The organism is Streptomyces sp. MspMP-M5, from assembly GCF_000373585.1.
GTDB lineage: Bacteria > Actinomycetota > Actinomycetes > Streptomycetales > Streptomycetaceae > Streptomyces.
This window is the reverse complement of the sequence record NZ_KB891911.1, coordinates 1-22,319: the sequence shown is the minus strand read 5'-3', so window position 1 is coordinate 22,319 and position 22,319 is coordinate 1. Positions and strand designations below refer to the sequence as shown.

Sequence of the window (22,319 nt, the reverse complement as noted above, 5' to 3'; positions counted from 1 at the left end):
CGGCCGGTCCCACGGCAGGCAGTCACGTCATTCCCCCGTGAGTTCCGAGTCCCGGGAGTTCCTTCCTCATGCCGCATGCTTCGAGCGCGCCGGTCGCGAACCGGCAGCCGACCCGGATACGCCCTCTCTTACAAGAGCGTCTGGACACCCTCGCCCGCGCCCATCAGGTGCCGGGCGCCCAACTCGCCGTTCACCTCGACGGGGTGACCTACCCGCTGCACACCGGCGTGGCGGATGCCGGGACCGGCCGGCCGCTCACCGCCGAGACGGCGGTGCCGCTGGGCTCGCTGACCAAGCCCTACACGGCCGCTGCGGTGCTGCTCCTGGCCGAAGACGGTGACCTCGACCTCGACGACCTCGCCGGGACGCATCTACCGGAGTTGCGCCGCGCTCCGCACCTGACCGTGCGGCAGCTGCTCAGCCACACGGGGGGACTGCCCACCGGGCCCGACTCGGACGACGTGGCCGGGCTGACGGCCGCGCGCTACCTCGCCACGTACTGCGCCGGCCCGGACACGGTGTGCGTGCCCGGCACCGGCTTCTCGTACTCCAACGCCGGCTACGTCGCCGCCGGGCGGCTGATCGAGGAGATCACCGGCATGGCCTGGCGCGACGCGGTGCGGACGCTGGTCCTCGAACCGCTGGGCACCGCGCCCGCCTTCCTGGGGGAGCCGGCTCCCGGGCGGCCGGTCGCCCGCGGCCACTCCGTCCACCCGGTCTCCGGTCGGGTACGGCCGGTACGCCAGACCCTCGCGCCGGTCGAGGCTCCGGCGGGCGGACTGGCGGCGAGCGCCCTCGACCTGGTCGCTCTCGGGCGGGCGCTGACCGGTGCGGGTCCCCGCGCGGTGCTGACACCCGAGGCCGCCGAGGAGATGCGCAGCCCGGTGCCCGGCGCCGCCCCGGGCGCGCTCGCCGACGCCTGGGGACCGGGCCTCGCGCTCTTCCAGCAGGACGCCCGGCAGTGGTGCGGCCACGACGGCAACGCCCAGGGCACCTCCTGCCATCTGCGGGCCGAACCGGACACCGGAACCGTGGTCGCCTTCACCGCCAACGCCAACAACGGCACCGCCCTGTGGCACGAACTCGCCGCGGAAATCGGCGAGATCACCGGGGAACCGGTCCCGCCGGCCGCCCGGCCGCCCGAGCGGGGCCCGGCCGGCGCGCTGCCCCAGGGCGCCGGGAGCTACCGCAACGGCACCGTCGCATACCTGGTCACCGCGGACGCCGCGGGCACCCTGTCCCTCACCGTGAACGGCGACACCCCGGCCCCGCTGGTCTGCTACCCGGATCTCTCCTTCGACCTGGTGGACCCCGCCACCGGTCGTCCGGTGCCGGGCGGACGCTTCCTGCGGGACCCCGACAGCGGGGCCGTCGACCGCCTCCAGATCTCCGGCCGCACGGCCCGCCGCTCCGCCACCGCCTGAACCGGGCCCGGCGGACGCCGAGGTGCACCTCCCCACCCGCTCGCCCCTCCGGCTCCGCTCCGCCCGGCCCCGCTTGTCCGGGCGGCCCGCCGCACGTCCCGCCGGCCGCCCCGTCCCCGCCCAGAAGGACTGACCAACATGACGGACCAGCACCAGAGTTCAGCCCCCGAGCCCACCGCACCGCGGGTCCGGACCCTCGATCCGGAGCCGGGCCCGGCCGGTCCGGTCCCCGCCCCGGCGCTCGCGGACCTGTTCGCACGGTGGGTGGCCCGTAGCCCGGAGGCGACCGCGCTGACGGACGGCCGGCGGACCTGGTCGTACCGGGAGGCCGATGCCTGGGCCAACCGCCTCGCGCACGTCCTCATCGGCCGTGGGGTGGGGCCGGAGCGGACGGTGGCGCTGGTCCTGCCCCGTTCCGTCGAACTGGTCGTCGCGGAGCTGGCCGTGGCCAAGGCGGGGGGCGCCTTCCTGCCGGTGGACCCGGCGTACCCGGCCGAGCGCCGCGCCCTGATGCTCGCCGACGCCCGCCCGGCCGTGGTCCTCGACGACCCGGCCGCGATCCGGGCCGCCGCCGGCCCCGACCGCGCCCCGGACGACGGGGACCGGCTCTCCCCGCTGCACCCCGGGCACCCCGCCTACGTCATCTACACTTCGGGCTCCACCGGCGCGCCCAAGGGCGTGGTCGTGCCGCACACCGGGCTGGGCGCCTTCGCCGCGGCGGCCGCCGACCGGTACGCGGTCGGGCCGGGGGACCGGGTCCTGCAGTTCTCCTCGCCGAGCTTCGACGCCGCCGTACTGGAGCTGTGCGCCTCCCTGCTGGCCGGCGCCACGCTCGTCGTCCCGCCGGACGGGCCGTGGCTGGGGGACGAACTCGTCGCGGTGCTGGCCGAGCACCGCATCAGCCACGCGCTCATCCCGCCGGCCGCGCTCGCCACCGTCCCCGCGGACGGCGCTCGCCTGCCGGGCCTGCGCACCCTGATCGTGGGGGCCGAAGCCTGCCCCGCCGAACTGGCCGACCGCTGGGCGCCGGGGCGCCGGATGATCAACTCGTACGGGCCCACCGAGGCCACCATCGTCGCCTCCTGGACCGGTCCGCTGTCCGCCGGCGGCGGCACCCCCTCGATCGGCCGGCCGCTGCCGCAGACCCGGGCCCGGATTCTGGACGAGGCCATGCGGCCGGTCCCGGACGGCACCGCGGGCGAGTTGTACGTGGGCGGCCCCGGGGTCGCCCGCGGCTACCTCGGGCGCCCGGGGCTGACCGCGGCCCGTTTCGTCGCCGACCCGTTCGGGCCGCCCGGGGCCCGGCTCTACCGCACCGGCGACCTGGTGCGCCGCGACCCCGCCGGCGAACTGGAATTCCTCGGCCGGGCCGACCGTCAGGTCAAGATCCGCGGCTTCCGCGTCGAACCCGGTGAGATCGAGGCGGCGTTGGCCCGTCTCCCCGAGGTGGCCGACGCGGTGGTCCTGGTGCGCGAGGACGAGCCCGGCCACCGGCGGCTCGTCGGCTATGTGACACCGGGCGACCCGGCCCGGCCCCCGCGGCCCGCGCCGCTGCGCGCCGCCCTCGCCCGCAGCCTGCCCGCCCACATGGTGCCGTCGGCGGTCGTCGTCCTCGACACGTTCCCGCTCACCGCCCACCACAAGATCGACCGGCGCGCGCTGCCCACACCCGATGCGGTCCGCGCCCCGGAACCGGGCCGGCACGCCCCGCGGACCCCGGCCGAACGGACCCTCGCGGCCATCTGGTCGGAGGTCCTGGCGGTGCCCGAGCCCGGCACCACCGACGACTTCTTCGACCTCGGCGGCGACTCCGTCCTCGCCACCCGGGTGCTCTCCCGTATCCGGGCGGCGCTCGGCGTCCGGCTCACCGTCCGCGACGTGTTCGGCGCCCGGACCCTCGCCGGCCTGGCGGTCCTCCTCGACGAGCCGGCCACCGCGGCCGCTCCCGCGCCGGTCACGCCCGCCCGCCGGGACGGGCCGCTGCCGCTCTCCGCCGCGCAGCAACGACTGTGGTTCCTCGACGACTTGACCCCGGGCGGCACCGAGTACAACACCGGGGTGGGGATGCGGCTGCGCGGCCCGCTGGACACCGGCGCGCTGCGCCGTGCCCTGGACCGGCTCACCGCCCGTCACGACTCCCTGCGCACCACCTTCGCCACCGTGGACGGCCAAGGGGTGCAACGCGTGGCGGACACCGCCGTCCTGCCCCTCGCCACCGCCGACCTCCGTGACCGGCCGGCCGCGCACCGCGCCCAGGAGGCCGACCGTCTGCTCACCGAGGAGCTGCGGCGCCCCTTCGACCTGCGCGAGGGACCGCTCACCCGGGCCCTGCTGATCAGGCTCGCCGACGACGAGCAGCTGCTGTTGCTGGCACAGCACCACATCGTCACCGACGGCTGGTCGGTCGGGGTGCTGGTACGGGAACTGGCCGCGCTGTACGGCGCGGAGGCGGACGGCGGAACCGACGACCTCGAAGAATCGATTCTTCAGTACCCCGACTTCGCCGTGTGGGAGCGCGCCCACCGCACCCCCGGCCGGTACGCCGACGACCTCGCGTACTGGAAGCGGCACCTCACCGGGATGCCCCAGCTCGACCTGCCCGTGGACCGGCCCCGGCCGCCGGTGCGCACCACCTCCGGCGCGGCTCACCGGCACCGGCTGCCGGCCAACCTCGCCGAACGCCTCCGCGCCCTCGCCCGGGCCAGGGGCACCACCCTGTTCACCCTGTTCGCCGGGGCGGCCGCGGTGCTCTTCTCCCGCTACACCCGCCAGCGCGACATCGTCTTCGGCACCGTCACCAACGGCCGCGACCGGCGCGAACTGGAGGACGTGACCGGCTTCTTCGTCAACACCCTCGTACTGCGCACCGACGTCGACGGCACCGCCACCGTCGACGCCTTCCTGGACACCCTGCGCGGCACGCTGCTGGACGCCTTCAGCCATGCCGGCGTCCCCTTCGACCGCCTGGTCGAGGAACTGGCCCCGCCGCGCGACCCCGGCCGCACCCCGCTGGTCCAGGTTCTCGTCGTCCAGCAGACCCCGATGGTGCACCCGCGGGAAGCCGGCGGGGTGCGGATCGAGGAGCATCCGCTGCCGCGGCCGGCCGCCCGCTTCGATCTCGTCCTGGAATTCCTGCCGCACCCCGACGGCTCCCTCGGGCTGACCGTCGAATACAACACCGACCTCTTCGACGCCCGCACCGTGGCCCGCATGAGCCGCCAACTGCACCTGCTGCTGGACGGCATGGCGGACGGCCCGCACCGGACCGTGGCCGACCTGCCGCTGCTCACCGACGACGAGCGGCGCACCATGCTCGACGCCTGGAACACCCCCCAGCAGGACGGCCCGGACACCGCCCTGCCTGCCCTCCTGGAGGCGCAGGCCGCCCGCACCCCCGACCGGACCGCCGTGGTCTGCGGCGACACCCGGCTCACCTACGCCGAGCTGAACCGGCGCGCCAACCGCCTCGCCCGGCTGCTGGTCGGCCAGGGCGCCGGCCCGGAGACCCTGGTGGCGCTGGCCCTGCCACGCTCCGCCGACCTCGTGCCGGTGCTCTGGGCGGTGCTCAAGGCGGGTGCCGGGTACCTGCCGGTGGACCCCGGCTATCCGGCCGAACGCATCCGGTTCATGCTCGCCGACGCCGCCCCCGCCCTCGTCCTGACCACCCGCGACACCGCCCACTGCCTGCCCCGGGACACCGAACGGCTGGTCCTCGACGCCCCGGAGACCGCGGCCCGGCTGGCCGGCCAGGCAGCGGACGACCTCACCGACGCCGACCGGTCCCGCCCCCTGGAGACGGCCCACCCCGCCTACGCCATCTACACCTCCGGTTCGACCGGCCGCCCCAAGGGGGTGGTGGTCACCCACCGCAGCGTCGCCGACCTCGCGACCTGGGCGGCCGCCCGGTTCGGCCCCCGGCTGAGCCATGTGGTCGCCTCGACCTCGCTCAACTTCGACGTCTCCGTCTTTGAACTGCTCTGCCCGCTGCTGTCCGGCGGCAGCGTCGAGGTGGTGGCGGACCTGCCGGCCCTCGCCGACCGGCCGGGCACCGCGCCGCGCCGGGCCGGCCTGCTCAGCGGCGTGCCCTCGGTGATCTCCCGGATGCTCACCCGGGGCGCCGGCGGCGTCACGGCCGACACGGTGGTGCTGGCCGGCGAGGCGCTGCCCGCCCGGACCGTGCAGGAGATCCGGGAGACCATGCCGTCCTCCGAGGTCGCCAACGTCTACGGGCCGACCGAGGCCACCGTCTACGCCACCGCCTGGTTCGCCGGCGACGCCCGGCCCGAACAGGCCCCGCCCATCGGCCGGCCGGTCGCCCGCACCCGCTGCTACGTCCTGGACGGCAGGCTGCGCCCCCAACCGCCCGGGGTGGCCGGCGAGTTGTACCTCGGCGGCGGGGGCCTGGCCCGCGGCTACCTCCGGCGGCCCGGCCTGACCGCCCGCCGCTTCCTCGCCGACCCGTTCGCCGGCCCCGGCAGCCGGATGTACCGCACCGGCGACCTGGTGCGGTGGACCGGCGACGGCGAGCTGGAATATCTGGGCCGGGTGGACCAGCAGGTCAAGGTGCGGGGCTTCCGCATCGAGCTGGGCGAGGTCGAGGAGGCGCTGCTGCGCTGCCCGGGGGTCGCGCAGGCGGCCGCCGCCACCCGGGAGACCGACGGCCACCCGCGCCTGATCGGCTATGTCGTCCCCGAGCCCGGGGCGGACCCCGCGCCCGGCGCGCTGCGCCGCCGGCTCGGCCGCACCCTGCCCGACTACATGGTGCCCGCCACCGTCCTCGTCCTGGACGCGCTGCCGCTCAACCCCAACGGCAAACTGGACCGCGCCCAACTGCCCGCCCCGGACTGGACGACGGACGCGACCACGGAGTTCGTCGCCCCGCGCACCGCCACCGAACGCGCCCTCGCCGCCGTCTGGACCGAGGTGCTGCGGGTGCGGCGGGTCGGCGTCGAGGACAACTTCTTCTCGTTGGGCGGCGACTCCATCCTCAGCATCCAGGTCGTCGCCCGGGCCCGGCAGGCGGGCCTGGCGATCACCTCGCGCGACGTCTACCGGCACCAGACCGTCGCCGCCCTCGCACGGTGCGCGGACGCCGCCGAGCGGCCCGCCGCCCCGGCCCCGGCGGCCGAACCCACCGGGACGTCGCCGCTGACCCCCATCCAGCGGTGGCTGTTCGAGGCCGACCCGGCACGCGCCGCCCACTTCGGGCAGACCCTCTCCGTCGAGCTGACCGAGGACCTGGACGCCGCCGCGCTGGAAGGCGCCCTACGGGACCTGACGGAGCATCACGCGGCGCTGCGCTCCCGCTTCCCGGCGGCCGGCGACGGCCGCCGCCACCAGCACATCGACCGCACCGCGCCCCCGGTCGTCCTGCACCGCCATGCCGGCCCCGACGACGACGCCCCGCACCTCGGCCCGTTCGACCTGGAACGCGGGCCGCTGCTGCGGGCGGTGCTGCACGACCGGGGCGCCGACCGGCCCCGCGTCCTGCACCTGGCCGTCCACCACCTGGTGGTGGACGGGGTCTCCTGGCGCATCCTGCTGGAGGACCTCGACCGGGCCTACCGCGCCCGGCGAGGCGGCGGCGACGCCGCGCCGCTCCCCGCCTCCTCCCCGCTGCGCCACTGGGCCCGCCGGCTGACCGGCCACGCCGAAACCGGCGGCTTCCGTGACGAGGCCGCGTACTGGACCGCGGCGGCCCGCGCCGGCGACCCGGCCCTGCCCGTCGACCGCACCGGCGCCAACACCTACGCGTCGGCCCGCTCGGTGACCGTCCGCCTGACCCCGCAGCAGACCGCCGCCCTGCTGCACACCCTGCCGGGCGCCTACCGCACCGAAGTCAACGACGTGCTGTTGAGCGCGCTCGGCCGGGTGCTGGGCACGTGGACGGGACGCGACACCGTGCCCGTGGACGTGGAGGGCCACGGCCGTGCGGAACTCTTCGCCGACGTGGATCTCTCCCGCACCGTCGGCTGGTTCACCACCCGTTACCCGGTCGCCCTCACCGTGGCGCCGGACGCCGGCTGGGACACCGTGCTGAAGTCCGTCAAGGAGCAGCTGCGCGCGGTGCCCGGCCGCGGCCTCGGCTACGGCGTCCAGCGCTACCTGACCCGGCCGGCCGGTCTGCCCGCCGGCCCGTCCGCCGGCATCAGCTTCAACTACCTCGGCCGGTTCGGCCTGCCCGACACCGACGGCGGCCTCTACCGCGGCCCGCACCGCCCGCTCGCCCTCGACGCCGACCCGGCCGCCGAGCGGCCGCACGCCCTGGAGGTCGTCGGCCAACTGGACGGCGACGCACTGGAGTTCACCTGGTTCTACTCGGTCAACCTGCACCACGAGGCGACCGCGGCCCGGTTGGCCGACGAGTTCGCCGCGGCCCTGGGCGAGATCGCCCGGCACGCCGCCCGCCCCGGGGCCGGCGGCCGCACCCCGTCCGACTTCCCGTTGGCCGCCCTCGACCAGCCGGCCCTCGACCGGCTGGTGGGCGACGACGCCCGGGCCGTCGAGGACATCCACCCGCTCACCCCCACCCAGGCCGGCATGCTCTTCCACCGGCTCGCCCAGGACGACGGCGGCGTCTACTTCCAGCAGCTCACCTTCGTCCTGGACGGGGTGCCCGACCCCAAGGTGCTCGCCGCCGCCTGGCAGCAGGTCACCGACCGCACCCCGGTGCTGCGCGGCCGCGTCGTCTGGCAGGACGTGCCCGAGCCGCTGATGGTGGTCGAGAACGGCGTCACCCTCCCGGTCGCCCACCTGGACTGGCGCGCCCTGCCGCCCGAGGCGCGCGACGCCCGGCTGCGCGAACTGCTCGCCCGGGACCGGCGACACGGGATGGACCTGGCCACCGCCCCGCTCCAGCGCCTGGTCCTGGCCCGGCTGTCCGCCACCGAGGTACGGGTGGTGTGGTCCTTCCACCACCTGGTGCTGGACGGCTGGAGCCTGTTCCAGGTGCTCTCCGACGTCTTCGGCTGCCATGCCGGGCTGAGCGGACCGGCGGACGGGAACGGACCGGCGCCGGAGGCCGCGCCGCCCGCCCGCCGGCCGTTCCGCGACTACGTCGCCTGGCTGCGCGAGCGCGATCCGGCGGAGGCCGAGGGCCACTGGCGGGCCCGGCTCGACGGGCTGACCGAACCCACCGCCCTGCCCTACGACCGCGAGCCCCGGGAGAGCCACCGCACGGAGTCCACCGAGGCGGTGCGCGTCACCCTGCCCACGGCCCTCACCGGCCGGCTGGCGGACCTGGCCAAGGACGCCGGCGTGACCATGAACACGCTGGTGCAGGGCGCCTGGGCGGTGCTGCTGGCCCGGCAGAGCGGACGCTCGGAGGTGGTCTTCGGCACCACCGTCTCCGGCCGCCCGCCGGAGCTGCCCGGCGCCGAGGCGATGACCGGCCTGTTCATCGCGACCGTGCCGACCCGCCTGACCGTGCCCTCCGAGGGCACCCTGCCGGACTGGCTGCGCCGGGTCCAGGAGATCCAGACCGAGGACCGGCGCTTCGACTTCGTCCCGCTCGCCCGGCTGTCGGCGTTCAGCGAACTGCCCGAGCGCACCGCCCTGTTCGACAGCATCGTGGTCTTCGAGAACTATCCGGCCGGTGACCATCTCGCCGCCGCCCACGGGCTGCGGCTGAGCGCCCTCGACGGCATCGAGACCACCAACTACCCACTGAGCCTGGTCGCCTACCCCGGCCCGGAACTGGCCCTGCGCCTCGGCTACGACCCAGAACTGTTCGACACCGCCACCGTCGAGCTGATGGCCGAGTACCTCACCGTGCTGCTGGCGGGGATGGCCGCCGACGCCCACCGCCCGCCCGCACGGCTGCCGGTGCTCGGCGCGGCGCGCCGCCGCCAGGTCGTCGAGGAGTGGAACGACACCGCCACCGCACTGCCCGACGGGACGGTCGCCCAGCTCTTCGCCGACCAGGTCCGGCGCACCCCCGACGCGCTCGCCGTGGACGCCGGCGACGTCCGCCTGACCTACCGCGAACTCGACGCCCGGGCCGAGGCGTTGGCTCACCGGCTGGCCGCGCTCGGGGTCCGCCCCGAGCAGCCGGTCGGGGTCCTGATGGACCGCTCGGCCGCCCTCGTCGTCGCCCAGGTCGCCCTCGCCAAGGCAGGCGGGGTGTACGTCCCGCTGGACGGCCGCGCCCCGCACGAGCGGCTGCGGCTGCTGCTGGGGGAGACCACCGCGGACCTGGTGCTCACCGACGCCGCCTGGCAGGACACCGCACGTGCGGTGGCCCCCGGCGGGCGAACGTTACGGGTGACGGCCGCCGCCCCGGACATGACCGAGCACGAGAACTCGTCCCTCCCCGCTCTCCACCCCGACAACGCGCTCCAGTTGATGTTCACCTCCGGCTCCACCGGCCGCCCCAAGGGTGTCGCGGTGCGCCACCGCGACGTCGTGGCGCTCGCCTTCGACCGCGCCTTCGAGGGGCACGAACGGGTCCTGGTGCACTCGCCGGCGGCGTTCGACGCGGCCACCTACGAACTGTGGGTGCCGCTGCTGCGCGGCGGCCGGGCCGTCCTGGCCCCGCCCGGCGACCTGGAGGCCGCCACCGTGCGCCGGGCGGTGGCCGAACAGGGCGTGACCTGCCTGTGGCTGACCGCCGGGCTCTTCCGCCTGCTGGCCCAGGAGGACCCCACCTGCCTGCGCGGTGCCCGCGAGGTGTGGACCGGCGGCGAGGCGGTGCCGGGCGCCGCGGTGCGCCGGGTCCTCGACGCCTGCCCGGACCTCGCCGTCGTCGACGGCTACGGCCCGACCGAGACGACCACCTTCGCGACCCGGCGGGTCTTCCGCGCCGGCGACCCGCTGCCCGCCACCCTGCCCATCGGCCGCCCCCTGGACAACACCCGCGGCTACGTCCTGGACGGCGCGCTGCGGCCGCAACCGCCGGGCATCCCCGGCGAGTTGTACGTCGCCGGCGCGGGTGTCGCCCGCGGCTACCACGGCCGCCCCGGCGCGACCGCCGCACGCTACCTCGCCGACCCGTTCGGACCGCCCGGCAGCCGGATGTACCGCACCGGCGACCTCGTGCGCTGGAGCGCCGGCGGTGAACTCCACTTCGTGGGGCGCACCGACGACCAGATCAAGATCCGGGGCTTCCGCGTCGAACCGGCCGAGATCGAGGCCGCGCTCACCCACCACCCCGCGGTCGCCGAGGCGCTGCTGACCGCCGTCGCGGCGGACGGCCGCAAACGCCTGGCCGCCTACCTCGTCCCCGCCCCGGACGCGACCGTGCCCCCGGCCCAGGAGCTGCGCGACTTCCTCGCCGAGCGGCTGCCGGACTACATGCTCCCGGCCGCCTTCGTCACCTTGGACGCGCTGCCGCTGACCGGCAACGGGAAGGTGGACCGGCGCCGGCTGCCCGCCCCGCGCTGGTCGCCCGCCCCCGGCGGCACCCACCGCGCACCGCGCGAGGGGGCGGAGCGGACCCTCGCGGACATCTGGCGCGAACTGCTGGGCGTCGAACAGGTCGGTGCCGACGACAACTTCTTCATGCTGGGCGGCGATTCGATCCTCAGCATCCAGGTCGTCTCACGCGCCCGCCGGGCGGGCCTGAACCTGACCCCCCGGGACGTGTTCCGCCACCCCACCGTCGCCGCCCTGGCCGCCGCCACCGGCGCCGCCGCCCCCGTCACCGGCACCGACCCGGTCACCGGCGAGGTCCCCCTGCTGCCGATCCAGCGCTGGTTCCTCGACGCCCGGCCGGCGCGTCCGGGCCACTTCAACCAGTCCGTCGTCGTCGAACTGGCCGAGGAACCCGACATCCGGGCACTGGAAGCTGCCCTGGCCGCGCTGTGGGCCCACCACGACGCCCTGCGGGCCCGTTTCACGCAGTGCGCGGACGGCGGCTGGCAGCAGCACTGCCCGGCCGCGGACGCCGCCGAACCGCCGGCCCTGCGGGTCCACGACCTGACCGGGCGGGACGCGCGGGAGTGTGCCACCGCCGTCGAGGCCGCGATGGCCGAGGCCCACGCCGGCTTCGACCTCGCGCATGGGCCGCTGCTCGCCGCCCGGCTCTTCACCGGCGCGCCGGACGCGCCGCCGCGGCTGTTCCTGACCGCCCACCACCTCGTCGTCGACGGCGTCTCCTGGCGCATCCTGCTGGAGGACCTGGAGAGCGGCTACCGCCGGGCCCGCACCGGAGAGCCGGCGGCCCCGCCCGCCCGTACCACCTCCGTGCAGGAGTGGTCCAGGCTGCTGCACGAGCGCACCGAGGCCGGCGGGTTCGCCGCCGAGCAGGCGTACTGGGAGGCAGCGGCCGGCCACTGCGCGGTGCCGCTGCCGGCCGACGCCGACGGGGCCAACACCATCGCCGACCTCGGCACGGTCACCGTCCGGCTGGACCGGCCGCGCACCGCCGCCCTGCTGCGCGACGTCCCCGCCGCCTACCGGACGCAGATCAACGACGTCCTGCTCACCGCGCTCGGCCGGGTCCTGGCCGACTGGACCGGCCGGCGCACCGTCGCCGTCGGCCTGGAGGGCCACGGCCGCGAGGACGCGCTCTTCGACGGTGTCGATCTGTCGCGCACGGTCGGCTGGTTCACCACCCTCTTCCCGGTGGCCCTCGACGTCCCCGACGGTGACTGGGGAACGGCGCTGAAGTCCGTCAAGGAACAGCTGCGTGCCGTGCCCGGCCGCGGCCTGGGCCACGGCGCACTGCGCCGGCTCGCCGTGGAGGGCGCCCTCGCCGGTACGCCGCAGCCCCGGATCAGCTTCAACTACCTGGGCCGGTTCGACTGGTCCGGCGGGGGAGGGCTGATCCGCGGTGTCCGCGGCGGACTGGACGGCGCCGCCGCCCCCGAAAACGTCCGCCCCCACCTGCTCGACGTGGTCGGCAGGGTCGAGGACGGGTGCCTGGAACTCACCTGGTACCACAGTCACGCGGTGCACCGCACCGAGACCGTCACCGCCCTGGCCACCGGCATGCGCACGGCACTTGAGGAGATCGTCGCGCACTGCGCCGGTCCGGACGCCGGCGGCCGCACCCCCTCCGACTTCCCACTCGCCCGCCTCGACCAGGCCACCGTGGACCGGGTCGCCGGGAACGGCCGGGAGGTGGCGGACCTCTACCCGCTGACCCCCATGCAGGCGGGCATGCTCTTCCACACCCTGATGGACCCCGCCTCGCACACCTACGTCAACCAGGTCCAGCTGGTGCTCTCCGGCGTCCGCGACCCCGCCGCGCTCGCCACCGCCTGGCAGCGGACGGCCGACGCCAACCCGGTGCTCCGCACCCGCCTGGTGTGGGCGCAGACCCCCGAGCCGCTCCAGGTCGTCCAGACCCGGGCCACCGTGCCCGTCACCCACCACGACTGGACCGGCCGGAGCACCGAGGCGAGCGAACGCGCCCTGGAGACGCTGCTCGCCGAGGACCGTGCGGCCGGCCTCGACCTCACCCGGGCCCCGCTGATGCGGCTGGCCCTGATCCGGCTGCCAGCCGACCGGGTCCGCCTGGTGTGGACCTTCCACCACGTCCTCCTCGACGGCTGGAGCGCCGCCCAGGTCTTCGACGAGGTCTGCGAACGGTACGCGGCGCTCACCGCCGGCCGGGCACCCGAGGTCCCGGCCCGCGCGCCCTTCGACGGCTATCTGCGCTGGCTGGCGGGGCAGGACACCGGACAGGCCGAACACCACTGGCGGACCGCGCTGGCCGGCTTCACCGAGCCGACCCGGCTCCCGAAGGACCGCACCCCCGCGCAGGCCCACCGCGCCTCGTCCTCCGCCTCCGTCCACCTCGCCCTGGACGCGGCCGAGTCGGCCCGCCTGCGCCGGACCGCGCAGCACGCCGGCCTCACCATGAACACCGTCCTGCAAGGCGCCTGGGCCCTGCTGCTGTCCCGCTACAGCGCCAGTGACGACGTGGTCTTCGGCACCACGGTCTCCGGACGGCCCGCCACACTGCCCGGCGTGGAGAGCATGGTCGGCCTCTTCATCAACACCCTGCCCACCCGGGTCCGCACCGACGGACGGCGCGCCCTGCTGGACTGGCTGCGCGAGCTGCAGACCGCCCAGTCCGAGGCGCGGCGGTTCGACTTCGTCTCCCTGGCCGACATCCGCTCCTGGAGCGAACTGCCGCCCGGAACCAGCCTGTTCGAGACCATCGTCGTCTTCGAGAACTACCCCTTCGACAGCGACGCCCTGGCCCGGCACGGCCTCGGCCTCACCTCCGAACGCGACCTGGAGCCGACCAACTACCCGCTCAGCGTGATCGTCGCCCCCGGCGAGCGGCTGACCGTCGCCCTCGACCACGACCCGGCGGTCTTCGACACCGCGACGGTCGAGCGGCTCGGCGCCGGCCTGCGCACGCTGCTCACCGCGATGGCGGCGGACCCGGACCGCCGGCTGGCCGAGCTGCCACTGCTCACCGACGACGAACACCACCGCGTCGTCGCGGAGTTCGGCGGCGCCGTCGTGCCGCGGCCGCGCCGCACCCTGCCCGAGGTGTTCCAGGCACAGGCCGCCCGCACCCCGCATGCCCCGGCCGTCCTGGCCGGCGCGGACCGGCTCACCTACCGGGAACTGAACGACCGCGCCAACCGGTTGGCGCGGCTGCTGATCGCCGCGGGCGCCGGCCCCGAACGGTTCGTCGCGCTCGCCCTGCCGCGCACCGCCGACCTGGCCGTGGCCCTGCTGGCCGTCCTCAAGAGCGGCGCCGGCTATCTGCCGATCGATCCCGGCCACCCCGCCGAGCGGGTCGCCTTCCTCCTCGACGACATCGCACCGGACCTCGTCCTCACCACCGGCGCGACGGCCGGCCGGCTGCCCGACGGGCCCACCGCCCGGCTCTTCCTGGACGACCCCGGGCTCGCGGACCACCTCGCCGCCGGACCGGCCGCCGACCTGGACGACACCGAGCGCACCGGCCCGCTGCTGGCCGACCACCCCGCCTACGTCCTCCACACCTCCGGCTCCACCGGAGTGCCCAAGGGCGTGGTGGTGACCCACGCCTCCGTCGTGGCGCTGGCCGACTGGGCGGCCGCCGAGTTCGGCCCCCGGGGCCTGGCGCACGTCGTGGCGTCCACCTCGCTCAACTTCGACGTGTCGGTGTTCGAACTGCTCTGCCCGCTGCTGGCCAGCGGCCGGGTGGAGATCGTCCGCGACCTGCTGGCCCTCGCCGAACGCCCCGAGCCCTGGACCGCCGGCCTGCTCAGCGCGGTTCCCTCCGCCCTCGGCCGGCTGCTCGCCGAGGACACCGTCCACGTCACCGCGGACACCGTGGTGCTGGCCGGTGAGGCGCTCGCCGCGCGCACCGTCCGCGAGGTCCGCGCCGCCGTCCCCGGCTGCCGGGTCGCCAACCTCTACGGCCCCACCGAGGCCACCGTCTACGCCACCGCCTGGCACTGCGACCCCGCCGACCCGGACCGCACCCCGCCGATCGGCCGCCCGGTCGCCGGCGCCCGGGCCTACGTCCTGGACGCGCGGCTGCGCCCGGTGCCGGTCGGGGTGCCCGGCGAGCTCCATCTCGCCGGCACCGGCGTGGCCCGCGGCTACTTCGCGCGGCCCGGCCTGACCGCGCGGTGCTTCCTGCCCGACCCGTTCGGTCCCCCGGGCGAGCGGATGTACCGCACCGGCGACCTCGTACGCTGGGACGCCGAGGGCCGGCTGGAGTACCTCGGCCGCACCGACGACCAGGTCAAGGTGCGCGGCTTCCGGATCGAACTGGGCGAGGTCGAGGCCGCGTTGGCCCGCCACCCGGACGTGGCCGCGGCCGCCGCCAGGGTCGTGGCGACCGACGGCCACAAGCGCCTGGTGGGCTATGCGGTCGCCCGTGGCGCGGCCGCCCCCGACCCCGTCGCGCTCCGTGCCTTCCTCGCCCGCAGCCTCCCCGACCACCTGGTCCCCGCGCTCATCGTTCCCCTGGAACGGCTGCCGCTCGGCCCCACCGGCAAGCTCGACCGGCGTGCGCTGCCCGCGCCCGGCCCGGCCGCCGCCCCGGCCGCCGGACACGTCCCGCCGCGCACGGACGCCGAACGGGTGCTCGCCGCCATCTGGGCCGAGGTGCTGGGCGTGGCCCAAGTGGGCGCCGAGGACAACTACTTCGCGCTCGGCGGCGACTCCATCCTCAGCATCCGCATCGTCTCCGCGGCCCGCCGCGCGGGCCTCGCGCTCACCCCGGGCCAGCTGTTCGTCCACCAGACCGTCGCCGCCCTCGCCGCGGCCGCCGGGGAACCGCGGGCCGCGGCCGCCACCGCCGAACAGGGCCCGGTGGTGGGCGAGATACCGCTCACCCCCGTCCAGCACTGGCTCTTCGCCACCATGCCCGACCACCCGGCGCACTTCACCCAGGCGCTCTCCTTCCACCTCGCCGCCGACACCGACGAGGACGCGCTGCGGACGGCACTGGGCGCGGTGCTCGACCACCACGACGCGCTGCGCATGCGGTACCGCACCACCGAGGACGGCCACTGGCGCCAGTACGGCACGCTGCCCGGCACCGGCGCCGCCCTGGAGGTGCGCGACCTGACCACCCGGCGGCCCGACGAGCACCCCGCCGCGCTGCGCGCGCTCACCCGCGAGCTGAGCGCCGGGTTCGACCTGGCCGAGGGGCCGCTGCTGAAGGCCGCCCTGTGCCATCTGGGCGGCCAGGACCGCCCGGTCCTGCTGCTCGTCGCCCACCACCTGGTCGTCGACGCGGTGTCCTGGCGCATCCTCCTGGAGGACCTCGACACCGCCTACCGCCAGGCGCGCACCGGCGGCCGGGCCCTGCTCGGCCCCAAGACCACCTCGTTCCGCGCCTGGGCCGAGCGGCTGTGCGAGCACACCGCGGCTGGCGGCTTCGACGACGAACTCCCCTACTGGCAGGAGCCCGGCGGCCACCACGCACTGCCCACCGACCACACCGGCCGCAACACCGCGGACTCCGAGGAGACCGTCACCGTCCGCCTGGAAGCCGAGGAGACCCGCCGGCTGCTCCAGGACGTGCCCGACGTCTACCGGACCCGGATCGACGACGTCCTGCTGTGCGCCCTGGGCCGGGTGCTGGCCCGCTGGACCGGGCACGACCGGGTGCTCATCGGGCTGGAGGGCCACGGCCGCGAGGAACTCTTCGACGACGTGGACCTCTCCCGCACCGTCGGCTGGTTCACCACCATGTTCCCCGTCGCGCTGGACCTCCCGCCGCACGCGGACCTCGCGTCGGCGCTGAAGTCCGCCAAGGAGGGGCTGCGGGCGCTGCCGCGGCACGGCCTGGGCCACGGTGCGCTGCGCCATCTGCGCACCCCGGCACCGGCCGGTCTCCCGGCCGCCCCGCAGATCGTCTTCAACTACCTCGGCCGGCAGGACTGGAGCGCCAGCGAGGACGGCGGCCTGCTGCACGCCCCGTACGGTGCGCTCGACGGCGACCTGGACCCGGCCGCCGACCGGCCGCACCTGATCGACGTGGTCGGCCAAGTGGCGGACAAGCGGCTGGAGTTCACCTGGTCGTACTCGGCCAACCTGCACCGGCGCGCCACCGTGGCCCGGCTAGCCGAGGAGACCGCCGCCGAACTGCGGGCCATCCTGCGGCACTGCGCCGCACCCGGCGCCGGCGGCCGCACCCCCTCCGACTTCCCGCTGGTCAGCCTCGACCAGCGCACCGTCGACCGGCTCGCCGGCGACGGCCGGGACGTCACCGACATCTACCCGCTGACCCCCACCCAGACCGGCCTGGTCTTCCACGCCCTCGACGAACCCGGCCAGGGCCTCTACGTCGAACAGGCCACCTTCGTCCTGGACGGCGTCACCGATCCGGCGCTGCTGGCCGCCGCCTGGCAGCAGGTCGTGGACCGCACCCCCGTCCTGCGCACCGCCGTGCTCCTGGGCGACGTGCCGGCCCCCCTCCAGATCGTCCACCGCGCCGTCACCCTGCCCGTCACCACCCTCGACTGGAGCGACCGCACCCCCGACGAGCGGGACGCCGCGCTGGCCCGGCTGCTCGCCGAGGACCGGGACCGGGGCATCGCCCTGGACCGGCCGCCGCTGCTCCGGCTCACCCTCGTCCGGCTCGGCCCCTCCGAGGTGCGGGTGGTGTGGACCTTCCACCATGTGCTGCTCGACGGGTGGAGCGTCTTCCAGGTCCTCTCCGACGTCTTCGCCTGCCACACGGCGCTGGCGCACGGCACCGAGCCGCGGCTGCCGGACCGCCGCCCCTTCGCGGAGTACGTCGCCTGGCTGGCCGCCCAGGACCCGGCTCCGGCCGAGGAGCACTGGCGCCGCGCCCTGGCCGGTCTCACCGCCCCCACCCCGCTGCCCTACGACCGCCGCCCGGCCCCCGACGCGCCCACCCGCGCCGGCAGCTGGCTCCCGGACCGGCTCGGGGAGCGGGAGACCGCCGCGCTCCAGGACTTCGCCCGGCGCCACCACCTCACCCTCAACACCGTCGTCCAGGGCGCCTGGGCGCTGCTGCTGTCGCGCTGGAGCGGGGAGCGGGAGGTGTGCTTCGGCAGCACCGTCTCCGGCCGCCCGGCCGGCCTGCCCGGCGCCGACACCATCCCCGGCCTGTTCATCGCCACCCTGCCGGTGCGGTGTGACGTGGCCGGCGGCGCGGCCCCGGCCGACTGGCTGGGTGCCCTGCAGACCGCCCAGGCCACCGCCCGCGGCTTCGACCACGTCCCGCTCGCCGCGCTGCGCGACTGGAGCGACGTGCCCGGCGGGACCCCGCTGTTCGAGAGCCTGGTGGTCTTCGAGAACTACCCGATCAACGACACCGCGGCCACCGCCCACGGCCTGCGGGTCCGCGACCTGCACGCCCTGGAGGCCACCAACTACCCGCTCACCGTGGTGATCTCACCAGGCACCCGGCTGAGCGTCGAACTCGGCTACGACCCCCGCTACTTCGAGGAGTCCACCGCCCGCTCCCTCGCCGCCCAGCTGACGCACACCCTGGCCGCGATCGCCGCCGCCGGCTCGCCCGGGGGCCCGGCGACCCTCGACGCGATCGCCACCCTGCCGCCGGCGGAGCATGCCCGGCTGACCGCGCCGGCCGCCCCGGACCCCGTCCCGCCGGCCACCCTGGCCGCGCTCGTCGAGGCCGCGGTGGACCGGTGGCCCGACGCCCCCGCCGTCAGCGCACCCGACCTGTGCCTCACCTTCGCCGAGCTGGAGGCGCGGGCCAACCGCCTCGCCCACCGGCTCATCGCCCGCGGCGCGGGCCCCGGAGACCTCGTCGCCCTGGTCCTGCCGCGCTCGGCCGAGATGATCGTCGCCCAGCTCGCCACCGCCAAGGCGGGCGCCGCCTACCTGCCGGTGGACCCCGGATACCCGGCCGAACGGATCGCCCTGATGCTGCGCGACGCGGCCCCCGCCGTCACCCTGGAGGCCGCCGAGCTCCACGCCCTCCTGGCCGACGAGGACGCACCGGGCCACCGCCCCACCGACCGGGACCGCTCCCGTCCCCTCGATCTCGGCGACCCGGCCTATGTGCTCTACACCTCCGGCTCCACCGGCACCCCCAAGGGCGTGGTCGTCACCCACCGCGGCCTGGCCGCCTTCGCCGCCGCCGAGGCCGACCACTACCAAGTGCGGCCCGGCGACCGGGTACTGGCCTTCGCCACCCCCAGCTTCGACGCCTCCGTGCTGGAGCTGTGCCTGGCGCTGCCGAACGGCGCCCGCCTGGTGGTGCCGCCGCCCGGCCCGCTGCTCGGTACCCAGCTGGCCGAGGTGCTGCGCGCCGAACGCGTCACGCACACCCTGCTGCCGCCCGCCGCGCTCGGCACCGTGCCGCCCGGCACCGCCGGGACGCTGCCGGACCTGCGCACCCTGATCGTCGGGGCGGACGCCTGCGGTGCCGACCTCGTCGCCCGCTGGGCCCCGCACCACCGGATGATCAACTCCTACGGCCCCACCGAGGCCACGGTCGTCGCCACCTGGTCCGGGCCGCTGCGGCCGGACGGCAGCGCGCCGCCCATCGGCCGCCCGCGGCCCGGCAGTTGCAGCTACGTCCTGGACGCGCGGCTCCGCCCCGTCCCCGACGGGGTCCCCGGCGAACTATGGCTCACCGGGCCCTCGCTGGCCCGCGGCTATCTCCGCCGCCCCGGCCTGACCGCCGCCCGCTTCGTCGCCGACCCCTACGGGCCGCCGGGCACCCGGATGTACCGCACCGGCGACCTGGTCCGCCGCGACGCCCACGGCGAACTGCACTACCTCGGCCGCACCGACCACCAGCTCAAGCTGCGCGGCCACCGGATCGAGGCCGGCGAGGTCGAGGCGACCCTGGCCGGCCACCCCGCCGTACGGGACGCCGTGGTGACCCTGCGGGAGGACGAGCCCGGCACACCGCGCCTGGTGGCCCACCTGCTCGCCGCCCCCGGCACCGACGTCCCGTCCGCCGCCGAACTGCGCGCGTTCGCCGCCCGGACGCTGCCCGGCCCGATGGTCCCGTCGGCCTTCGTCGTCCTGGAGCGCTTCCCGCTCACCGAGAACGGCAAGACCGACCGCGCTGCCCTCCCGGCCCCCGGCCCGGAACTCCCCGAACCCGCGGCGCGCCTGGCGCCCCGCACCCCCACCGAGGAGTTCCTCGCCGGCCTCTGGGCCGAGGTGCTGGGCCGGCCGGTCGGCGTCGAGGACGACTTCTTCGCCCTGGGCGGCGACTCGCTGCGCAGCCTGCAGCTCGCCTCCCGGACCAACGAGACCTTCGGCGTGCACCTCACACCCCGCGACGTACTGACCGCCCGGACCGTCGCCGCCCTCGCGGACCTGGTGGAGGAGCACGTTCTGCGCGAACTGGAAGACGCCGCCCGCGACAGCGACCCCGACCAACGGTGAGGAACCACGACATGACGTCCTCGGACGCGAAGAAGGACCGTGCCGCGGCCCTGCCGCCAGAGCTGCGGGAGGCGCTGCGCCGCCGGCTGGCCGGACAGGCCCCGCCGGCCGCCACGGCCCGTCCCGGCATCCCGCGCGCGGACCGGTCCCGCCCCCTGCCGCTCTCCTTCGCCCAGCAGCGGCTGTGGTTCCTCGACCGGCTCCGGCCCGGCGACGCTCGCTACAACAGCGCGGTCGCCCTGCGGCTGACCGGCCCCCTGGACCGCACCGCGCTGTCCGGGGCCCTCGACGCCGTGGTGGCGCGCCACGAGGCGCTGCGCACCACCTTCGACGAGGACGGCGGCCGGCCGCACCAGGTGGTCCACCCGGCCGCCCCCGTCCCGCTCCCGTTACACGACATGACGGATCGTCAACAAGCGGCGTCCGGCGCGGACGACGGGGACGCGGAACTGGACGGGCTGCTGCTCGCCGCGTACTCCCGCCCGTTCGACCTGCGCACCGGCCCGCTGCTGCGCGCCCTGCTGATCCGCCGCGCCGCGGAGGAGCACGTCCTGCTGCTCACCGCCCACCACATCGTCACCGACGGCTGGTCCATGGGCGTACTGCTGGACGAGATCTGCGCCCACTACGACGCCCTCGCCCACGGGGAGGCGCCCGCCCCCGCCCCGGCCGCCACCCCCTACCCGGACTTCGCCGTCTGGCAGCGCGAACGGCTCTCCGGAGCCCTTCTGGAGGACCAACTCTCCTACTGGGCCAAGCAGCTGGACGGACTGGTGCCGTGGGAGCTGCCGCTCGACCGTCCGCGCGGCGGCGAGGAGTCCGGCGCCGGCGCGATCCACACCTTCCGCGTCCCGGCCGCCACCGCCGCCCGGCTGCGGGAGGTGGCGACCGCACAGCACACCACCCTGTTCACCGCGCTGATCGCCGCCTGCCAGGCGCTGTTCGCCCGCTGGTCGGGACAGGACGACATCGCCGTCGGCTCCCTGACCCCCGGCCGCGGCCGCACCGAACTGGAGCGCGCCGTCGGCCTCTTCGTCAACACCGTGGTGCTGCGCGCCCCGGTCGACGCCACCCGCTCCTACCGCGAACTGCTCGACACCTCCGCCACCGCCGTCCTCGACGCCTTCGCCCACGACGACCTCCCCTTCGAACGGGTCGTGGAGGCCGCCGGCGCCACCCGGGAAGCCGGCCGCAACCCGCTCTTCGACGTGATGGTCCTGCTCCACCCCGCCCCGCCCGCGGCCCCCGCCCTGCGTGGGCTGACCGCCGGGACCGTCCCCGTGCCCCGCCGCGCCGCCGCCTTCGACCTGAGCATCGAGTTCGTCCCCGACGGCGACGGGCTGAGCGGACTGCTGGAGTACCGCACCGACCTCTTCGACGCCGCCACCGCCGCGCGGATGGCCGACCAACTCCTCGTCCTGCTCGGCGGAGTGGCGGCCGAACCCGACCGGCCGCTGGGCGAACTGCCACTGCTGTCAGAACGGGAGCGGCGGCGGCTGACCACCGAGTGGAACGCCACCGCGCTGCCCGTCGCGCCCACCACCTACCCCGCCGTCTTCGAGGCCCAGACTGCCCGCAGCCCGCACGCCACCGCGCTGGTGGCCGGGGACACCGTGCTGGACTACGCCACGCTCAACGCCCGCGCCAACCGGCTCGCCCACCGCCTCATCGCGCGCGGCGCCGGGCCCGAACGGCTCGTCGCCATACGGCTGCCGCGCACCGCCGAGCTGATCGTGGCGCTGCTCGCCGTCCTCAAGACCGGCGCGGCCTATCTGCCCCTCGACCCCGAACTCCCCGACGAGCGACTGCGGTTCCTGCTCGACGACGCCCGCCCGCTGCTGGTCCTCGACGAGGCCGCCGTGCGCGACCTGCCCGGCCCGGACCGCAGTGACGATCCCACCGACGCCGACCGCCGCGCACCACTGCTCCCCGGCACCACCGCCTACGTCCTGTACACCTCCGGCTCCACCGGCCGCCCCAAGGGCGTGGCCGTCGCACACCACTCCCTGATGAACCTGCTCGCCGGCCACCGGCACGGATTCGTCGCCGACGCCGGCGGCGGACCGCTGCGGGTGGCGCTGACCGCGTCGTTCTCCTTCGACACCTCACTGGAGGGCGTACTGCTGATGGCCGACGGCCACCGGCTGC

At 76.1% G+C, this 22,319-nt stretch carries 3 protein-coding genes; all 3 read left to right on the top strand.

Annotated elements, in window-relative coordinates; all coding sequences use genetic code 11:
• Positions 1–68: 68 nt before the first annotated feature.
• Positions 69–1,424: a serine hydrolase domain-containing protein gene (locus B073_RS0127260; protein WP_026247773.1), complete on the top strand. Its 1,356-nt coding sequence runs from the start codon at positions 69–71 to the stop codon at positions 1,422–1,424.
• Between the two features lie 138 nt (positions 1,425–1,562).
• Positions 1,563–20,171, top strand: coding sequence for a non-ribosomal peptide synthetase (locus B073_RS0127255; RefSeq protein WP_018541258.1), 18,609 nt, complete (start codon positions 1,563–1,565; stop codon positions 20,169–20,171).
• An 11-nt stretch (positions 20,172–20,182) separates the two neighbouring features.
• Positions 20,183–22,319, top strand: a 2,137-nt coding sequence (locus B073_RS41265; RefSeq protein WP_037812901.1) for a condensation domain-containing protein, incomplete at its 3' end; no start/stop codon positions are given.

Excerpts from the sequence above, each read along its gene's own strand:
- B073_RS0127255 (WP_018541258.1), top strand. The coding sequence starts at position 1,563 with ATGACGGACCAGCACCAGAGTTCAGCCCCCGAGCCCACCGCACCGCGG.
- B073_RS0127260 (WP_026247773.1), top strand. The coding sequence starts at position 69 with ATGCCGCATGCTTCGAGCGCGCCGGTCGCGAACCGGCAGCCGACCCGG.